The organism is Sneathiella sp. (genome assembly GCF_041689005.1).
Lineage (GTDB): Bacteria > Pseudomonadota > Alphaproteobacteria > Sneathiellales > Sneathiellaceae > Sneathiella.
Window position 1 is genome coordinate 1 of sequence record NZ_JBDNHC010000162.1, and the last position, 18,607, is coordinate 18,607.

An 18,607-nucleotide genomic window follows, 5' to 3' on the forward strand; every position below is an offset into this window, starting at 1 on the left:
ACATAGCCGTTCGGCGGGTCGGTGTGCCAAGTGATGTGGCCAATCTTGTCGCTTTCCTGAGCAGTGACGAGGCGGGGTTTGTCAGCGGGCAGGTCGTTTATGTCAGCGGCGGTCCGGAAACGCGGCGTTAGACAATGCTAATGCTACCAACGGAGAGGTGCTGACACTTGGCGATTGATTGGAAAAACCGGACGTTTTCGCAAGCGTTGGATTGGGCCGTAGTTGAGCATAACGATCGCACGGCCATTATCGCCGGCGGGCAGCGTGTCAGTTTTCATGAACTTGGCCGCCGTGCCCGTGCGTTGGCGCGTGGCCTCATTGAACAGGGCGTGCGCCCGGGCGACAACGTAGCGCTTTGGGCGCAGGACTCATTGGAGTGGCTGATCGCAAGATGGGCGGTGCCAGCCATGGGTGCCATTCTGGTTCCTATTAACACTCGATTTCGTAACGAGGAAATCAGCTTTCTCCTGGCACAGAGTGAAGCCAGAGCCTTGATTATGTCTGCGGGCATTGCCACAGTTGACTATTTCAGCATTCTCGAAGCCGTTGATCCTAATTTCCGTTCCTATAAACCCGGCGCCTGGGAAAGCGACGTACTACCGAACCTTGGAAGCGTCGTCGGCATCGGCGAACATCTGCCGCCATCGGTTATCGCGTTTCCTGAAGTCGAGGCCATCGGTGCGCGCCTTGCTCAACAGGACAATCTTTTTGAAACAACTACGGCTGGCATCAAACCGCTAGATATCGCGCAGATCATGTATACGTCCGGTACAACTTTGTTCCCTAAGGGCGCGCTGGTTCGTCATGGTGCTCTTTTACAAAACAACTACAACACTATCGGTCGCATGCGGCTTGGTCCGGAAGACAGGTATCTGACCTCTGTTCCCTTGTTCAGTGCTACTGGCACATCGTTTACGCTCTCGCCATTCCTTGCCGGGGGAGCCATTGTACTTATGGACAATGGGTTTAATGCTGAAAGTTTCTGCCGAACCGTCGAGGCGGAAAAGATTACCATGAGCTTTTACGTCGAGCCGATTGTTCGTGATTTGCAGCAATTTGGGACACGTGATCGCTACGATCTATCCTCCTTACGCACCGGTACCGGCGCGCCTTTGCGTTCAGAGTCCTTTCGATGGTTGGTTGAAGATCTTGGCGTGTCAGATCTCACTAACGTCTACGGGCTTTCCGAAACATCAAATGCGGTTTGTCGTAGTAATTGGAACGACCCGATCAAAGACCGCATTGAAACCTGTGGCCATCCGATGCCGGATGTCAGAATTCGCATCGCAGACCCTGAAATGGATAGCGATCTCGGCAATGATACGATGGGTGAAATCCAGGTCAATGCCTATACGGTCACACCTGGCTATTACAAGCTGCCCGACGAAACGTCGTCTACGTTTACCGCTGACGGATGGCTTAAGACTGGAGATATTGGCGTCATACGGGACGATGGCCAATTGCTGTTTCGCGGCCGTCTCAAGGAAATGATCAAGCCTGGCGGGTTCAATGTCGCCACGCTCGAGATAGAGCATTTTATCAAGAAAATCCCTGGGGTTCGAGAAGTGGCCGTTGTTGGCGTGCCCGACGAACGGATGGGCGAAATAGGCTTCGCTTACATAGAAATTGAACCCGGTGTATCGATTTCCATGGACGATATCACTCAGCATTGCCGCGCCCATATCGCCAGCTACAAGGTACCTCGCTACGTCGAGTTTACACGCGACTGGCCGATGACTGCCAGCGGCAAAATTAGGAAAAAAGAACTGAAGGACAAAGCGGTACAAAGCACAGCAACATAGAAACCGCGTCTGCATAAGATCGTAAAAAAATGAGAGATATTTTGAAAGGGAGAAGAAAAATGATTGATCCAGTTGAAGCCTTAAACAGCAAGGCCATCAAGGAGCTTCACGAAATTTCGGTGCAAGAGTTCCGTCCGCGCGGCCGCAAATATGATGAAAATGCGGACATGCCCGTCGAGAATATTCAGACTTTGCATGATCTTGGCTGGCTTACAATGACATTGCCGAAAGAGATGGGGGGGAAAGGCAGCAACCTCGATACTGATGACCCTGCGACATATCTGCAGGCCATTCGCGTTGTAGCGCGTGGTTGCAGCGGAACAGCTCATTGCTTACAGGTCCATAATCATACGGCATGGGCTTTGAATGATCTTGGCACCGAGGATCAGAAAGAACGCTACATTCAGCCGATGTTCGACCGCCCGTTTCTGGGATCCTTCGTTGGATCGGAAGCGAAGCGCAGCCACATGTACAAGATGAACACGACCGCAACCCCCAAAGACGGCGGTTTTATCTTACATGGCGAAAAAAATTATGCGACTAATGGGCCGACAATGGGCTTTGCCGTTATCTTCGCGGCGATTGCCGGTGTTGAGAACTATCTGGACAACCATCAGATGGTTATAATCAGGCCAGATATGAAGGGTGTCAGCGTCGACCTCGATTGGTACCGGCCAGCTGGCATGCGGGCAGCGTCAAGCCCCATCATTACGCTCGATAACGTATTTATCGAAGACAAAGATGTTTTTGGCGCCCCCGGTGCATATCCTAAAGGCCGTTATCAAGGCAAGTATCACTTGGGTTTTGCGGCCAACTATTTGGGAACAGCGGAAGGTATGTTTGACTGGTATATTGAATATATCGGCGGCAGAGGCAAAAACTCCGACGGCATAATCCAAATGCGGACCGGCGAAATGAAAATCGCCCTGCAAGCCGCGGAAGCGCTTTTCCACGATGCTATCCGCGCTTGGAAAACAAAGGATATTGTCGAGGCTGAACTCCTGTCGATCGCAGCCAAGTCGATGGCCGCTCAAGTTGGTTTCGAAATCTCGCACAAGATCATCCATGCTTCCGGATCAACGGCAATGTTCGATAATCTACCATTGGCCCGTTATATCCGCGACTTGGAGACTCATGTCCTTCACGCCGGCCATGATCGGTCCGCCCAAATCATCGGGCAGGCCGCAATGGGTGAAAACTTTGATTCTACGTTGCAACGCTAGACCGAGGAACTCGCTATGGATTACGCCTCTCCAGCACCGCACATGTTTGACAGCATCAATGTCGATGATACGTTCAGTTTCTCCAAGCCCCCGGTGACGACCATTCAACTGGTTATGTATGCCGGGGCGTCGGGGGACTATAATCGTATTCACTACGACCATCACTTTGCTGTTGAAGCCGGACTGGGAGGCGTCATAGCGCACGGTATGCTGAGCATGGGATGCCTGAGCCAGGCAGTTACGGAATGGGCGGGTGCCGGTGCCCTGGTAAAGGATATACGTAGCCGGTTCGTCTCCCCCGTAAAACCCGGCGATGCATTGAAATTCGATGGCGTCATAAAGGCCAAAGATAACGCGGAGGGCGAAAAAACCTGCAGCGTTGACATTGACGGCTATGTCGGCGAGCGCCGTGTCATTACCGGTTCCGCCACGGTCAAATTTGCCAATGTCTGACGATCGTGGCAATCCAATATCACTTTATGCTACCGCGGATCAAATGAATGCAAGCGCGGCATTAAAGTCGACGACGTGGCGTTCGGCATCAACGGTATGGCGCATATGGGGCGCAGGCCCTCCCGTCATATTGCTACACGGTGGATATGGCTCATGGACGCATTGGCTGCGGACCATCCCCGCGTTGACAGGGAAATACACCGTTCTTGTGCCTGACATGCCGGGGTTTGGTGATTCCGAGAATCCAACACTGGATAACGCTCTCGAGGCAATCCCCGGCGCCCTGCTTGGCGGGCTTGAAACTCTTATTGATATCAATCACGGCATAAATATCGTCGGGTTTTCATTTGGTACCGTCATGGCCGGCCAGTTGGCAAAGCTCATGAATGAAGTCCATCCGGGAAAACTTCTGAGTTTGACATTCATCGCTCCCGCTGGTCTGGGTTTTGTAACCCGCTCCTTTGAAGATCTCACACGCCCAAGGCCAGATATGAGCATTGCGGAACGCCGTGAGATGCATCGGAAAAATCTCGGGATTGTTATGATATCCGATACATCGAAAATCACCGATGAGACGATAGACTTGCAATTCGACAACGCTGCCCGGGCCCGTGTTTACGGCAAGCCATATTCTCGGTCCGATGCTCTATTGAGAGCTTGTGCCGGTCTGCCCTTGCCACAAGTGGACGCAATATGGGGAAGTAAGGATTCCTACGCCTTGCGAAATGAACCCGATTACAGCGTCTCCGTCAAAGCACTGCATCCTGATATCCGTGTTCATCATATTGATGGTGCCGGACATTGGGTTCAGTATGAAAAACCACAGCAGCTCAACTCCGTTTTACTCGATTGTCTGGAAACTAGATAAAAATGAAAAAGATACTGATTGCAAACCGTGGAGAAATCGCCTGCCGCATCGCCAGAACCTGCCGGCAAATGGGAATCCAAACCGTTGCCGTTCATTCTGACGTTGACGCACATGCCCTCCACGTAAAAAATGCTGACCAGTCTGTGGCTATCGGCCCGGCTCCAGCTGCTAGCAGCTATCTCGACAAGACTGCTCTTATCAATGCCGCTCTCAGCACTGGTGCCGAGGCCATACATCCGGGATATGGCTTCCTTTCCGAAAGCGGTGATTTCGCGCAGGCTGTGGAGGCCGCTGGATTGATCTGGATCGGGCCTCCACCGCAAACTTTGCGGGATATGGGCGATAAGAATCAGGCGCGGCACCTCGCCACTGCTGCCGGCGTACCTGTGCTCCCGGCAAGCGCTCCATGGGACGGCGGGGATATGCAGCCCCTTTTACAGGCTGCCAACGAAATCGGTTTTCCGCTATTGGTAAAGGCAGCAGGCGGTGGCGGCGGCATCGGCATGCGGCGGGTAGATACTCCCGACAAGCTCGAAGCGACAGTTAGCGCCACGCACAGCCAAGCTGCGCGCTCGTTCGGTAGCGGTAAGGTATACGTTGAAAAATTTATCCAACGATCTCGCCACATCGAGGTGCAGGTGTTCGGCACCGGTGATGGCCGCGCTGTTGCTCTTTGGGACCGTGATTGTTCAGTGCAGAGACGATTCCAGAAAGTTATTGAGGAAGCCCCGGCGGCAGACATCTCGCCAGAGCACCGTAAAGCGATGTCGGATGCGGCCGTTACTCTCGCCAAGGCAACATCTTACCGAAGCGCTGGCACTGTCGAATTTATTGTCGACGCCGATACCGGAAATTTCTTTTTCCTTGAAATGAATACACGCATTCAAGTTGAGCACGGGATCACTGAAATGATCCTCGGTGTTGATCTTGTCGAAAGACAGTTGAAGCTTGCGAATGGCGAGATTTCAGATAATTTACTGTCTGTCCCTGAGCCGCGTGGAGTCGCGATAGAAGCAAGAATTTATGCCGAAAACCCTGCTAAAGGTTTTTTACCGCAACCCGGCACGCTCAACGTTTTTGTGCTGCCGGAAGGTATGGAAAACGTCAGAATCGATACCGGCGTAACACAGGGCGATTCCGTAACGCCATTTTACGACCCGATGATTGCCAAGGTTATGGCGTTCGGCTCGGATCGAAACGCCGCAATAGATCGATTGCATGATGCGCTTGCGGCTATCCGCTTAGACGGCCTCGCCTCAAATTTGCCGTTTCTGATACGTTCCGTCCTACATCCTGTCTATCGAGCGGGCCCGGTATGTACCGACTTTATTACGACTTACCAAAATGAACTCGTGAATGATCCAGATTGAGGGATTCCGAAGCAAATATTGGTCATCACATTGGAATTTTCGGTCATGGCATAACAGGCGCTTTGCAGCGAATAGTTTACTGCGATGGCGCTGATAGAAGATATTGTCGTTCGATTGAGAGTAGCTTTGCCTTAATTTTCCCGCGAAAATTTATGTGACAATGCCAATTGGGTTATATTCATACGGTAACGAACTAACCTAACTTCCAACAACGGCTCTCTTCTCTCTCACAACCAAGTGACCGGACGTGATTTCCCGCGCTTAGTGCTGGATGACATATATATTGATGTGGCCAGCATGGTCGCATTGAATGTCGTCTTATCACTGTGTTATGGGAGACTTTATCATGAAACGTAGCTTTACCTCAGCCGCCATTGTGGCCGGTGCCCTCGCCACCGCGGGTGCCGTAACCCTCTCGACCCCGACTTTCGCTGCCGAGAACGTCAAATGCTATGGCGTGGCCAAAGCACATCAGAACGATTGCAAGGCCGGAGCCGGCACCACATGTGCCGGCACATCGACCATCGATTATCAAGGTAATGCATGGAAAATGGTCCCTAAAGGGACTTGCGAGACCGCCGACCTGCCGGGTGACCGCGCAGGCTCGCTTGAGCCTTTGACACGCGATTTACCGAGCTAATTTAACTTGCATAGTGGGCTTGGGGGACGACCGTGATCGCTCAGCATTTATCGCAGATTCAGGGTGTCGGCGTCGGCTTTAAAGCTGAACATTTCGCCGATATTTTACAAAGCCTGCCGGACGTCGGCTTTTTTGAAGTCCATGCGGAAAATTTTATGGGCGATGGCGGTCCCCCTCACGCTCGGTTGCGTCGATTGCGTGAAGACTATGCTCTGTCGGTGCATGGGGTCGGACTTTCCATTGGTGGCGCGGATGCGCTGGACGACGATCATCTGAAGCGGTTGAAAGCTGTCGTGCAACGCTATCAACCGGCGCTGGTGTCTGAGCATCTGGCCTGGGCCAGTCATCAAGATCACTACTACAATGATTTGCTGGCGCTGCCGTATACCTCCGAAACACTCGCCAACGTGACGGCGCATGTCGATCATGTGCAGTCGATGTTAGGGCGCACTATTTTATTAGAGAATCCATCGACCTATCTGCGCTTTGACGCCAGCACGTGGCACGAAGCTGATTTCCTTGCTGAGATCATTCAACGCACCGGCTGCGGTCTTTTATTGGACATTAACAACATATACGTCACTTCTGTAAATCACGGATTGGATGCAAAAGACTATGTTGATCGGCTGCCGTTGCCCCGGGTCGGGGAGATTCACTTGGCCGGGCATGCAGACGCGGTGGATGGTGATGGTACGCCATTCTTGATTGATGCCCATGATCGCGCCGTCGCGGATGAGGTGCTGGCGCTTTATCAGTGGATTTTGCCAAAAATTGACATGCAACCGACCTTGCTTGAATGGGACAATGACGTTCCTGACTGGCCTGTCTTGCTGGCAGAGGCGCAGCGCATCGAAGCGATCCGGGCTGGTACGAAAGCGTCGCAGGCACGCTATGTGGCCTGACGTTCAGCAAGAATTTGCCGGTGTTCTGCTGCACCCGGACCGAATGCAACCGGATGGTATCCGCGCTGCCCCGTTGCGCTTCGATGTTTATCGGAATAATGTGATGGTTGGGTTGCGGCGTGCGCTTGAAGAGACGTTTCCCGTCGTCCGCGCATTGGTCGGAGACGCTTTTTTTGCGGCAATGGCGCAGGCTTTTATTCGGGCACATCCACCAACTTCACCCGTTCTGTTGAAATACGGCGCGGGCTTTGATGTTTTTATTCGTAATTTTGAGCCTGCCGAAAGCCTGCCGTATCTCGCCGACGTCGCGCGCCTGGAGCAAGCCTGGCTGGCTGCGTATCACGCTGCGGATTGCGTGCCGCTGACGATCGATGCGCTGGCAAATATACCCGAAGTAGACTTGGATACGTTGCAGCTTCGCCCGCATCCGTCGCTGCAGATGTTCGCTGCAGATCATCCTGCTGTTTCAATTTGGGAAGCGCATCAGGGGCCCGCGCCCGTGGATTTGCGGGGCCTGATGTCTGGTCGTACATATGCCATGATCGTGCGGCCGCATTTGGACGTTGCTGTGATTCAACTGCAAGGCCCGGCCTTCAACTTGGGCGCTACGTTGTTCGCCGGAGTGCCGTTGAGTGTTGCACTCGAAAGCGCCGATGCAGAAGCGCTCGATCCATCCACTGTACTTTTTGATCTTTTCGCTGCTGGTGCTGTCGCCGGGTTGGGTTATGGCGACAATGCCATAGGAGATACGCCGTCATGAATATAGTTCTAAGCTTGATCGCCTTACATGATCGGATGTTCAACCGTATCGAGGTTTTGCTCAGCGGATGGTTCTTGGGTCTTGCCGCCAGGTTTGTTTTCGCCGCCGTGCTGCTGTTGTTTTTTCTTAATTCGGCAGCTACAAAAGTTGGTGACGGCTTTCCAGATATCTTTATACCGGGGATCGGTGCTTATGCACAAATCCTGCCGCCGATTGCCGAAGCCGCGAGCTATGATCCGAGCCAGATCGCACTATTTCCGTGGAAAATTTTGGCGTTCGCCGGCACGTATGCCGAATTCATCATTCCAATTTTAGTAGTCATTGGATTGTTCACTCGACTGTCCAGCTTAGCGATGATCGGTTTTATCATCGTTATGAGTTTTGTCGACATTCAGTTCCATGGGGCAGATACGGCGACCGTGGGAGCCTGGTTCGACCGCGTGCACGATTCAGCTATTTCAGATCAACGGCTGTTGTGGATATTTCTGCTTGTCTATCTGATGATCAAGGGCGCTGGACCTTTGTCGTTGGATGCGCTAATCACAAAACGTAGTTAGTTACGCTGTTGATGTTGGGCATTGTCATCTATGGGGGCCTTCTGATTCAACCGCATGTCGAGGTCAGGATCGTCGATGAGGCGAGAGCCGATGTGCCGGTCGGAAAGCGGGGCGCGCTCTGGACCCACAGCGGCGAGAATATTTGTCCGCGCGAGATCGAGGAATTTCTTTTTACCCACAAGGATGTTCAGGAAGTTCAGGTCTTTGACATTCCACATGAGAAATATGGTGAGGAAGTCTATGCCTGGATCGTTCAACGGGCGGGCGCGACACTGGCGGAAGAGGATGTCAAAGCCTACTGCCAGAACCAGATCGCGCATTACAACATCCCGAAACATGTGCGGATGGTGTCCGAACTGCCGATGATCGTAACTGGAAAGCCTTAGAAATCTGCCATGCGCGATGAGATGATAAAAATTCTAAATGAATAATTTCAAAAGGAAAACTAATAGGCGCTAGATGGTGTCGGCGGGTTAGTCGTTCCTTATTGAAGGTCATTCCGGGGGCTTCCAGACGGGCCCTGGCGGCGCATCGCATCATAAGTTGATCGCAGTCCGTCCTTGTCCGCGTAACAGCCCTGAAGCCACCGCGTCCCTTCACCTGAGTATCCTTTGCGGGCGTGCAGAACACGGGTGTTATCGACCACAAATGCCTCGCCTGGATTGAGGCGGAATGTAACCTCCATCGCTTCTTCGTCGATAATCTCGCCTAATCGTCTGTAGGCGTCATAATAGGTCATCATCCGGTCGAACGGTACATCCGTTACGGCGGCCAGCGACCGGTTATTGAAACGTATCCCGATTAATTCGCCGTCAGGGGCGAGTTCAATCATCGGACGACGGGATGTCAGGCAAACTCCGGCCTCGCCGGCATACTCGAAGCGGGCGCAATGGTCGGCCAGGATATCGAAATACTCTTGGTTTTCCTCCCGCAGGCGCAAAGCTGCGGCAAATCCATCGACCACCATATTCTCTCCTCCCGGTGCTGAGCTTTCGAGGCAATAGAGAATCTGTAACGTCGGGACCGGGTCGCGGTACGGGTTGTCGGTATGGGCCTGCAATCCAAGCCCGGTAAAAGCAAGGTTGGAGGGGTTCACTTGCGTTCTGACGTCAAAATGCCGCCCATAATTGGTCTCACGGACATAACCGAACAGATCGACCACACGGAACAGCGCCCCTTCTTCGACTGGGCCGTTCACCAACTTGCTAAACCCGTATCTGGTGACATGGCCCAGCCAGTCGGACAGAGCCGTGCTGCAGTGGGTCAATTTGGCAAAGTCACCGACGGGCACGGACTGCATCAGCCTTGCATCCCAGGTTTCAACATTTGAGGCTGTCCAACCACGCGGGCAAGTATCGGTGGCGTCGTAGGCATGGGCTTCAAGCCAGTCTAGATCATAGGCTACTTCTTTGCCTTCAGGCGTAAAAGTAACACTGAGATTGTCATCGTGAACTTCGGCCTGCGAAATTTTTATACCCGCAGGGATGTCGCGCAAAGCGATGAGTCGCTGACCATTTCCTGCCGCGCGGGTGTCGGCGTCGTCCGCATTGTCGCGTAGCCATATGGCGTGAAACCGCAAGGCCCCAGTGTGCGTTGTGAGGGTTAGAAACAGACCGGAAGGATCAATCACGAGCGACGCCATGGGACCTCTTTTGAAAGCTGAATACCCAAGGCATGATGCCAGCAATAAGCCATAATCTCAAACTAGTAATTTTCTCTCTAACTATCGGATTTTCTAAAGCCGGAACATCAATTCAACCTCCCGCCACCGAAATGGATTCGCGCATTCGCGGGCATTTTCTCACTAATTTACGGTAAGCATAAAGACGCCTCGGTGAAAACATAGCTCCGAATATAACTGATGATATAATTGTATATTATATTGTTGACAATATTATTAGCAATAAATATCGTTTGAATAATAGGGGGGCGATGCGGGAATGAGTTACAAGAACGTCACAAAATTATCATCGGTCGTTTCCGCCTCAAAGGCGAGAATCTCTGACACCGACAGATTGGTAGATGAGCTGCGTCGGCGAATTGTTAGTAACCAGATGCCGCCGGGATCCCGTATTCGGGAAAATGAACTTGCCGAGGAATTTGACGTTTCGCGCTCTCGGGTCCGAGATGCGTTTGGAATACTGGAAGAACGCGGGCTGATCGAGCGCATTCCGAACAAGGGCGCCGTTGTTATGCGGCTGGAGGCAGGCAGTTTTCTTGAATTATTTGATGTACGAGAAGTGCTGGAAGGACTGATGGTACGACTTGCGACGCAGAATACAGAACCAGAGCATTGGGACGACCTGATAAATCTATTTGGTGACGATCTTGCAAAGGCTGTTGAGAGAAATGATTTCAATGTCTATTTGGCAGCGATCGCTCAATTTCGTCAAAGCTGTATCAATGCGAGCGGTAGCGATACCCTGCGTGGGGTGCTGGATGACATCTATGACCGCGTTCTCAGTATGACGCGGCGTCTCATGCTGGTACCGGGGCGCGCGAGCGAAGGGTTCCGGCAACATCAGGAAATACTTCAGGCCATGCGAGCGGGCAATGCCGTCCACGCGGAGGAATTGAAGCGCGCAAATATCCGCAGCGTCCGCAAATGGTTCCTCAAATATAACGACTTTCTCCTGTGAGAACGGTCCGGACATGACAACAGCAGAAAACAATATAAGCGATCGCACAGGTCCCCTGAAAGGGTTGCGCGTTATCGAGCTTGGATCAATGGTTGCCGGACCATTTTGCACAAGATTAATGGCGGATTTTGGGGCAGATGTCATAAAGATTGAACAGCCTGAGGGCGACGCCGTACGATCCATGGGCAGCCGTCGTGAAGGTCAGTCACTCTACGGCACCTCAATTTTTCGAAACAAGCGGCTCGTCTCCATAAACATGCGCCAAGAAGAGGGGCGGGAGCTCGTTCGCAGCCTGTGTTTGGGCGCAGATATTGTTGTCGAGAATTTTCGCCCGGGCACGCTTGAACGTTGGGGGCTTGGCTATGATGACCTCAAAAAAGAAAATCCGGGCCTTATTCTGGTAAGGATCAGCGGTTTTGGTCAAACGGGCCCCTATAGCAACCGGAGTGGTTATGGTGTTGTTGGCGAAGCTGTGAGTGGCCTTCGGGAAATCACTGGTGATCCGGACAGGCCCCCGCCAAGGGTTGCTACGTCGCTCACCGATTATATTACGGGCCTTTACGGGGCGTTCGGCGCGATGATGGCAGCGGTGGAACGGCATCAAACGGGGATTGGGCAAGTGATTGACGCCACTCTCTATGAATCTGCTTTCAGTTTTATGGAGCCACATGTCCCCGCATTTCAGCAACTTGGAAAAGTAGCGAAGCGGGCTGGATCACGGCTACCTGGCAATACGCCAAATTCGATTTATCCAACACTCGATAACCGTTTTGTTGTTATCGCAGCGGCGTCTGATCCTGTTTTTTATCGTCTGGCCACGGTTATTGGTAGGCCGGGACTTGCTGAAGACCCTCGCTTCAAGACTGCCGTCGCTCGCGCTGAAAACGAAGACGATTGTGATGGCTTCATTAGTAATTGGACGCAGATGAGGCCGGTCGAAAAAATAGAGGAAGAGCTGCTCGCGGCCAAAGTCCCCGCGGCGCGTATCTACAAGATTGATGATATTTTCGATGATCCCCATTTTCGCGAACGGGAGATGCTAGTCGATGTCGAGGACCCGAAACTCGGCAATGTGACTGTCGCTGGGGTGGTTCCAAAACTGTCAGGGACACCCGGAAGAATTTGGCGGGCCGGGGCACAATGCGGCGAGGATACTTATGATGTGCTGCGCGGGGAGCTTAATCTTTCACAGGCGCAAGTCGAACGGTTGGAAAAGAATGCGACGGTTAAAGGTCCGGCATCGCCGTCTGGTACACAGTAAAACAAATAAGAAAAAGGTCAGTTGGAGTGAGTAAATGAGGCACGATGAAATCCCCGAAACTCTGGACGGTCGCCTGAAGCTTCTGCGGGAGCGGGAAGAGGTTGCCCGCCAGATGGGGGGGACAGAAAAACTTGCGCGTCGTGAGGCCGCCGGGGTAATGAATGCCCGAAGCCGCATTGATGCGCTTCTCGATCCGGGGACATTTTCGGAAAATGGTCTGCTGGGTGTTTCCGCCGTGTTTGAAGAAGAGCGGGAGAAAACGCCTGCGGATGGCAAGGTAGCAGGGTTCGGGCTGATCAAGGGTCGCAGAGTTGCCGTAGTCTCCAACGATTTTACGGTCAAAGGTGCGTCATCAAGTACGACCAATATGAAAAAAATTGGTCATGTGAAACGGACTGCGACAGATCGCGGCTTCCCGCTGATCTTTCTGGGTGAATCCTCTGGCGCTCGAATGCCGGATAATATGGGATCGGAAGGCATGGGCACCATGCTCGGTAATGATCCACATCAATATGTGCGGGAGCGCGACACACCTTGGGCTTCTGCAGTACTCGGCCAGTGCTTTGGCTCGTCGGCATTATATTCCTGTCTCGCTGATTTTACGGTAATGCGAAAAGGCGGCATTCTCGCTGTGGCCAGTCCAGCGCTAGCGTCACTTGCGATCGGGCAGAATGTCGAGCCAGAGGATCTGGGTGGCTGGAAGCTCCTCAGCGAGGAGACCGGGTTGGTCGACCGCGTAGTTGAAACAGATGAGGAGGCCATTGCCGAAGTCCGACAGTTCTTGTCCTATATGCCATCCCATAACGGTGAAACACCGCCCATCGCCGCTATCCCCGAAGGAAGTGACGAAGCGGCGGAGAGAATACCGCAAATTCTTCCCGATAGCCGAAAGCGCGGATATGACGTCCGAAAAATCATCGGTTGTATAGTGGATCGAGAAAGTTTTTTCGAATTTAAGCCCCGTTTCGGGCGCCCGGCAGTAACCGGGCTTGCCCGGTTGGATGGAAACGTCGTTGGAATGGTTGCAAATAACCCGATTTCTAAAGCAGGCGCGCTGGACGTTGCAAGTTGTGAGAAGATCACGAGCTTTCTGGTTATGTGCGATTCCTTCAATATTCCGATTGTCATGCTGGTCGATACGCCCGGCTTTGTAATCGGCATCGAAGGCGAGAAAAAGAAAGCACCTGGAAAAATAATGAACTTCATGTCGGCTCTGCAGATGTGCACAGTTCCCAAACTTTCTGTGATCATGCGCAAGAGCTATGGGCAAGCTTATCTGAATATGGGCGGCGGACGAAATTCCGATTCCGTTGCCGTTTGGCCAACAGCCGAGGTGAGCTTTATGGACCCCGAATATGCGACGGAGGTCGTGACCTGGGGCAAGGACGTCGACAATGAGGAAAAACGGGTAATTCGCGAGGAAATGGAACGCAACAACACCTATCTAGGGATTGCCGAAATCTTCGCGGCGCAAACTGTAATCGCTCCGCAGGACACGCGTCGATACCTTATTGAGGAACTCAAGATTCAACAACTGCGACGCAGTGGCGGGATTGGCCGCCATAGACTGGCCAATTGGCCAACAACCTTTTAAACGCCGTATTTTGGAGACGCGTAAATGACAATAACAAATGTAATGTCCGAAGTAATTGGGTCTGTCTGGAAAGTGGATATGAAGGTGGGCGATGCGGTGAAAACCGGGGATACCATCATGATCCTGGAATCAATGAAAATGGAGATACCGGTCGAAGCGCCAGTGGACGGCACGCTGGCCGAGTTGAAAGTGAAGCCGGAAGAGTCAGTCGATGAGGATCAGGTGCTATGCACGATCGAGAGCTGAATTCCGAGAAAATAACGATGGACGACGAGGGTAATGTCGCAAGTTCCATAAATGAGGAGCTTTACTTTCGCCGCGTCTCTGCCCTTGAAATGGGGGGCAAGGATGCAATTGCCCGCCAACACGCCAACGGCAGACTGACAGTCCGTGAGCGGTTTTCGAAGCTGACAGACAAAGAAAGCTTTCGCGAAGTCGGTACGCTCGGCGGCACCGGCGAATATGATGAAAATAACAAACTGGTTCGGGTGACCCCGGCGCCATATGTTGCCGGTATGGCCCGTATAAATGGCCGTCCGGCCGCGATTGGCGGCGAAGATTTTACCGTCCGCGGTGGAACCACATTCGGGGCTGCGCGCCGCAAAGGCGGGCAGGGAGGCTTTATTGAAGACCTTGCTCACTTTTATAAAATTCCTCTGGTCAACCTGATCGATGGTGCTGGGGGAACGGTAACCTCAGCAAAGCGGCGCGGCTATGTTGCGTTTCCGGGCGTCCATGGTTTTGAACGCTCGGTCCAGCTTTTAGGGGAGGTCCCTGTTGCCTCTGCCGTTCTTGGGACAGCAGCCGGAGGCCCGGCAGGGCGGGCAATCCTGTCGCATTTCTCGGTTATGGTGCGCGGAACCAGTCAGATATTTGCTGCGGGGCCACCCGTCGTAAAAAGATCTCTGGGACGTGTTATCAGTAAGGAAGAATTGGGCGGTGCGGCGGTCGCCGTCGACAAGGCTGGAACAATTCATAATGCTGTCGATACGGAAGAAGAAGCGCTTGGACAGATATGTCGTTTCCTTAGTTTCATGCCACAGAATGTATGGGAATTACCACCCGTAATCTCTTGTGATGATCCAGTGGATCGGTGCGAGGTAGCCCTGCGTGATATTATTCCGGAAAAGCGGACCCTTCCCTATAGCATGCACGACTTGATTGATCTTGTCGTTGATAAGGGGTCTGTTTTTGAGATCCAGCCAACACACGGAAAATCCGTCATAACGTCCTTGGCACGGCTGGACGGGCGTCCTGTCGGTATCATTGCCAACAACCCAAAATTCTATTCCGGTGCCATGGATTCCACTTCTGCGCGTAAGCAGATCCGCTTCATGGAGCTCTGTGACACGTTTCATATCCCCTTGGTGTTCCTGGTGGATGTGCCCGGCTTTATGGTTGGTTTGAAAGCAGAGCAAGAAGCGACGTTGCGTGAAGGAATGCGGGCCGTCTATGTGGCGGGTCAATTGACGGTGCCGACCATCACGCTGGTAATCCGGAAATGTTATGGCATGGCCGGGATGGCCACCTGCAACAAGAATGATATCGATCTGAAATTAAGCTGGCCGACGGGTGAATGGGGCTCTTTGCCGGTAGAAGGTGGTGTCGCTGCGGCGTTCCGCCGCGACATCGAAAGTGCCGAAGATCCCAAAGCCAGAGAGCAGGAGTTGGAAGCGGAACTGAGGTCTTATGCGTCCCCGTTTCGTACAGCAGAAGCATTTGCGGTCGAGGAAATAATCGACCCAAGTGAAACCCGCCCGATCCTATGCGAGTTTATCGCACTCGCAGAAGGTCGGCTCAGGGCTAATCTCGGCCCAAAAGGGAAGGCGGGAGTATCACCCTGACGGGTGCCATGCCGGGGACGGTGGAAATGTAATTGCCGAAAGCGGACTTAAATCTTCTAACAGGGAGGAAGTAATAATGAAAATGCGTAACAGTCTCGCGGCCATCTGCGCCGTATTTATGGTAGCCGGAGGCGCACATGCCGCCGACCGGATTGCTTATGGCACTAGCGCGATTAAATCAGTGCATTACACCTATGCGGCGTCGGCGGCCGGCGCCATTAACGAAAAATCTGGTGATAAAGTTGATATTACTGTCATCTCCACTGGTGGTGCCGTTGATAACCTCAAACGGATTGGCCAGGGCCAGATCAATATGGGCCTCGGCACTTATGAGATAGTTTATCAGGCCTACAAGGGTATCGGGAAATTCGAAGGCAACGCCATGCCAAAACTTCGGGCGCTTTGGGTGCATACATCGGCACTTATGGCCTGGGTCGTTCGGGAGGATTCCGGGATCAAGACGGTCGCTGAGCTTGCGGGCAAAAAATTCACACCCGGCCAGCGTGGATCAGGAACAGAGCAGTTGGCGATCCAGATGCTCGAAGTCATTAATGTTAAACCCGAATTTTACCGGGCTAGCCTAGCGGATGCCGTGGCTGCGGTGAAGGATAATCGGTCAAACGGATATGTGAAAGCGGGCGGCACAGGCGTTCTCGACGGCTCGACGCTTGAGCTAATGGCATTTACACCTATTCGATTGCTTAATTTTACAGATGATGAGGTCGCCAAAATAAAGGAAAATTTGGCCTACATTAACTTTCAGAAATACAAAGACAATGAAGTCGAAAACTTTCCAGCCTTTACCTCTCCTGTACAGGTGGTTGGTCAGTTCGCACTCACCGACAGTCTGACAGATGATCAGGTTATAGCCATTCTCGAAGGTGTGGTTGATAACCCGGGCCCGCAGGTTGCTGCGTTCCCATCCTTTGGTAAGCTGGATGTGATGCAGGATTCTATTAATCTCAGCACCATTCCACTTCATAGCGGTGCGGTAAAATTCTATCGCTCACGCGGTCTTGAAATACCTGAACGTCTCATTCCGCCAGAAATGAAATAAGCTTTCGATCGCTGTAGATGCTAGTTCGGCGCACGAATTAGTTCGCCGGACTCATCTGCCGCTTTGCGAGATATAAAGGCATAGGTGAGGCGGATGTGGAGTGTGCTTAGATTAAGCTTCTCTGTAGCTGGATCTGGCAAAAATACCTCCACGAGTCAGCTCGAAAAATTACGGCAGGGATCAAAGTAAATGAGCTCGGGAGACGTACTGAACGAAGAAGAGGATGAGCGTGGACTAGACGCATTGCCCGGTTTCTACCGGCCAATCATGTGGGCGTTGTGTATGGCGCTAGTCATTTTTCAGATCTACACAGCTGGCTTTGGTCAATTGCCGCCCTTGTCACAGCGGGCGGTTCATGTCGGGCTTGGCCTTGCAATAGTTTTCCTTGGCTTTGTACGATTTTATAATGGTAAGGGCAGGAAATATAACGCCTTATGCGCTGGGGATTTGATTTTTGCGGTTATTGCAATCATTGCGACGGTCTACATCCTGACTCAGGAAGAAAGAATAACGGAATCCTTTAATCTCACAGTGATGCCGATTGAGCTAGTTTTAGGATCTATGCTTACCATAATTTTACTTGTCGCTGCATGGCGGACGACGGGGCCGGCTTTGCCGATCCTCGCAATTTTCATGCTGCTCTATACGGAGTTTGGCCAGTTTATACCGGGCACATGGGGCCATCCGGGCTTTGACTTCAAGTATCTGGTAGAGCATTTATATCTCGGGACTGAAGGGATATGGGGAACAGTAACCGGTCTGTCTGCAAATCTGATCGCTATTTTTATTATTTTTGGGGCGTTCCTGATGGCGACGGGCGCCGCACAGACTTTTATGGACGTTGCGTTGATCGCCGCAGGAAAATTTCCGGGTGGCGCTGCGAAAGTCGCAACGGTCTCCAGCGCCCTTTTCGGAATGCTGAACGGTGCCGCTGTCGCCAACGTCGCCAGCACAGGCGCATTTACAATCCCCGCGATGAAACGTTTGGGCTACAAATCAAGCTTTGCTGGCGCAGTAGAAGCGACAGCATCGTCAGGAGGACAGATAACGCCGCCAATTATGGGGGCAGGCGCGTTTGTTATGGCTGAGCTTCTGTCCGTACCCTACCTTGATATTGTATATGCCGCCATTATCCCTGCCTTTCTGTTTTATGCCTGTGTGTGGATGTCCATTGACGTTGAAGCGCGCCGGGAAGAAATGCGTTCTTTTGATCCTGCCGAAATTCCAACCCGTCAAGAGGTGATGGCTTTGGGACGCATTGGGCCTCTCGTTGCCACGCTGGCCGTTTTGCTGCTCAGTATGTTCTCAGGCAATACACCAACTCTTGCCGCATTCTATGCAATCTGTACGAATATCGGTCTTTACCTGTTGATTGGTTTGTTCAGTGCCAAAGATTTGAAGCAACGAATAGCGAACTTACAAAAAGCTGTTATCGCAGCTGCATTTGGCATCACAGCCATTCTGGCGCTTTTGGTAACAGCGCAGATGGCATTGTCGCTTATCGGGCTCACGGGGTCCGGTATCAAGCTATCTGAGGCTATCGTCAGTTTCGGTCACGGGAATATCCTTGTTGGCGTGTTACTTTCCATGCTCGTTGCATTGGTCCTGGGAATGGGAATGCCGACGACGGCGGCTTA

19 protein-coding genes are annotated in these 18,607 nt (G+C 52.4%); 18 read left to right on the top strand and 1 reads right to left on the bottom strand.

Going from position 1 to position 18,607, the window contains the following annotated elements; translation table 11 throughout:
* From ACESNI_RS17520 to ACESNI_RS17570, 11 genes are all read left to right on the top strand, one after another.
* The coding region (locus tag ACESNI_RS17520; protein WP_373089402.1) for an SDR family oxidoreductase at positions 1 to 131 on the top strand (131 nt) is incomplete at its 5' end.
* 36 nt (positions 132 to 167) lie between these two features.
* Positions 168 to 1,802 (top strand): class I adenylate-forming enzyme family protein, encoded by a 1,635-nt coding sequence (locus ACESNI_RS17525; protein WP_373089370.1) that lies wholly within the window; start codon positions 168 to 170, stop codon positions 1,800 to 1,802.
* Between the two features lie 59 nt (positions 1,803 to 1,861).
* A complete protein-coding gene (locus tag ACESNI_RS17530; protein ID WP_373089372.1) occupies positions 1,862 to 3,025 on the top strand; it encodes an acyl-CoA dehydrogenase family protein in 1,164 nt (387 codons plus the stop codon).
* Between the two features lie 15 nt (positions 3,026 to 3,040).
* On the top strand, positions 3,041 to 3,478 hold the full coding sequence (locus ACESNI_RS17535; RefSeq protein ID WP_373089374.1) for a MaoC/PaaZ C-terminal domain-containing protein: 438 nt from the start codon (positions 3,041 to 3,043) through the stop codon (positions 3,476 to 3,478).
* A 43-nt stretch (positions 3,479 to 3,521) separates the two neighbouring features.
* Positions 3,522 to 4,346, top strand: coding sequence for an alpha/beta fold hydrolase (locus ACESNI_RS17540; RefSeq protein WP_373089376.1), 825 nt, complete (start codon positions 3,522 to 3,524; stop codon positions 4,344 to 4,346).
* Between the two features lie 2 nt (positions 4,347 to 4,348).
* Positions 4,349 to 5,716 (top strand): acetyl/propionyl/methylcrotonyl-CoA carboxylase subunit alpha, encoded by a 1,368-nt coding sequence (locus ACESNI_RS17545; RefSeq protein ID WP_373089378.1) that lies wholly within the window; start codon positions 4,349 to 4,351, stop codon positions 5,714 to 5,716.
* 346 nt (positions 5,717 to 6,062) lie between these two features.
* Positions 6,063 to 6,356, top strand: coding sequence for a DUF2282 domain-containing protein (locus tag ACESNI_RS17550; RefSeq protein ID WP_373089404.1), 294 nt, complete (start codon positions 6,063 to 6,065; stop codon positions 6,354 to 6,356).
* A gap of 35 nt (positions 6,357 to 6,391) precedes the next feature.
* Complete coding sequence (locus tag ACESNI_RS17555) at positions 6,392 to 7,258, top strand: DUF692 domain-containing protein (RefSeq protein ID WP_373089406.1); 867 nt, start codon at positions 6,392 to 6,394, stop codon at positions 7,256 to 7,258.
* Positions 7,248 to 8,018: a putative DNA-binding domain-containing protein gene (locus tag ACESNI_RS17560; protein WP_373089380.1), complete on the top strand. Its 771-nt coding sequence runs from the start codon at positions 7,248 to 7,250 to the stop codon at positions 8,016 to 8,018. Before ACESNI_RS17555 ends, ACESNI_RS17560 begins: the two co-directional genes overlap by 11 nt.
* Entirely contained in the window at positions 8,015 to 8,575 is a 561-nt protein-coding gene (locus tag ACESNI_RS17565; RefSeq protein WP_373089382.1) for a DoxX family protein, read from the top strand. Before ACESNI_RS17560 ends, ACESNI_RS17565 begins: the two co-directional genes overlap by 4 nt.
* Positions 8,576 to 8,586: 11 nt before the next feature.
* The gene (locus tag ACESNI_RS17570) at positions 8,587 to 8,961 is read left to right on the top strand and encodes a hypothetical protein (RefSeq protein WP_373089384.1); all 375 of its coding nucleotides are present in this window, start codon (positions 8,587 to 8,589) and stop codon (positions 8,959 to 8,961) included.
* Positions 8,962 to 9,059: 98 nt separating this feature from the next.
* Here ACESNI_RS17570 and ACESNI_RS17575 read toward each other — a convergent pair whose 3' ends face one another.
* Positions 9,060 to 10,217: a TauD/TfdA family dioxygenase gene (locus ACESNI_RS17575; protein WP_373089386.1), complete on the bottom strand. Its 1,158-nt coding sequence runs from the start codon at positions 10,215 to 10,217 to the stop codon at positions 9,060 to 9,062.
* A gap of 298 nt (positions 10,218 to 10,515) precedes the next feature.
* Between ACESNI_RS17575 and ACESNI_RS17580 the strand changes: the two genes are divergently transcribed.
* From ACESNI_RS17580 to ACESNI_RS17610, 7 genes are all read left to right on the top strand, one after another.
* Positions 10,516 to 11,214 (top strand): GntR family transcriptional regulator, encoded by a 699-nt coding sequence (locus tag ACESNI_RS17580; protein WP_373089388.1) that lies wholly within the window; start codon positions 10,516 to 10,518, stop codon positions 11,212 to 11,214.
* A 13-nt stretch (positions 11,215 to 11,227) separates the two neighbouring features.
* Positions 11,228 to 12,475 carry a CaiB/BaiF CoA transferase family protein gene (locus tag ACESNI_RS17585; RefSeq protein WP_373089390.1) on the top strand — a complete coding sequence of 416 codons (1,248 nt, stop codon included), beginning with the start codon at positions 11,228 to 11,230 and terminating at the stop codon, positions 12,473 to 12,475.
* A gap of 34 nt (positions 12,476 to 12,509) precedes the next feature.
* Positions 12,510 to 14,069 (top strand): acyl-CoA carboxylase subunit beta, encoded by a 1,560-nt coding sequence (locus tag ACESNI_RS17590; RefSeq protein ID WP_373089392.1) that lies wholly within the window; start codon positions 12,510 to 12,512, stop codon positions 14,067 to 14,069.
* A gap of 24 nt (positions 14,070 to 14,093) precedes the next feature.
* Positions 14,094 to 14,315, top strand: a complete 222-nt coding sequence (locus tag ACESNI_RS17595; protein ID WP_373089394.1) for an acetyl-CoA carboxylase biotin carboxyl carrier protein subunit — start codon at positions 14,094 to 14,096, stop codon at positions 14,313 to 14,315.
* On the top strand, positions 14,297 to 15,913 hold the full coding sequence (locus ACESNI_RS17600) for an acyl-CoA carboxylase subunit beta (RefSeq protein ID WP_373089396.1): 1,617 nt from the start codon (positions 14,297 to 14,299) through the stop codon (positions 15,911 to 15,913). Before ACESNI_RS17595 ends, ACESNI_RS17600 begins: the two co-directional genes overlap by 19 nt.
* 76 nt (positions 15,914 to 15,989) lie before the next feature.
* Positions 15,990 to 16,970 (top strand): TAXI family TRAP transporter solute-binding subunit, encoded by a 981-nt coding sequence (locus ACESNI_RS17605; RefSeq protein ID WP_373089398.1) that lies wholly within the window; start codon positions 15,990 to 15,992, stop codon positions 16,968 to 16,970.
* A gap of 189 nt (positions 16,971 to 17,159) precedes the next feature.
* The coding region (locus ACESNI_RS17610) for a TRAP transporter permease (protein ID WP_373089400.1) at positions 17,160 to 18,607 on the top strand (1,448 nt) is incomplete at its 3' end.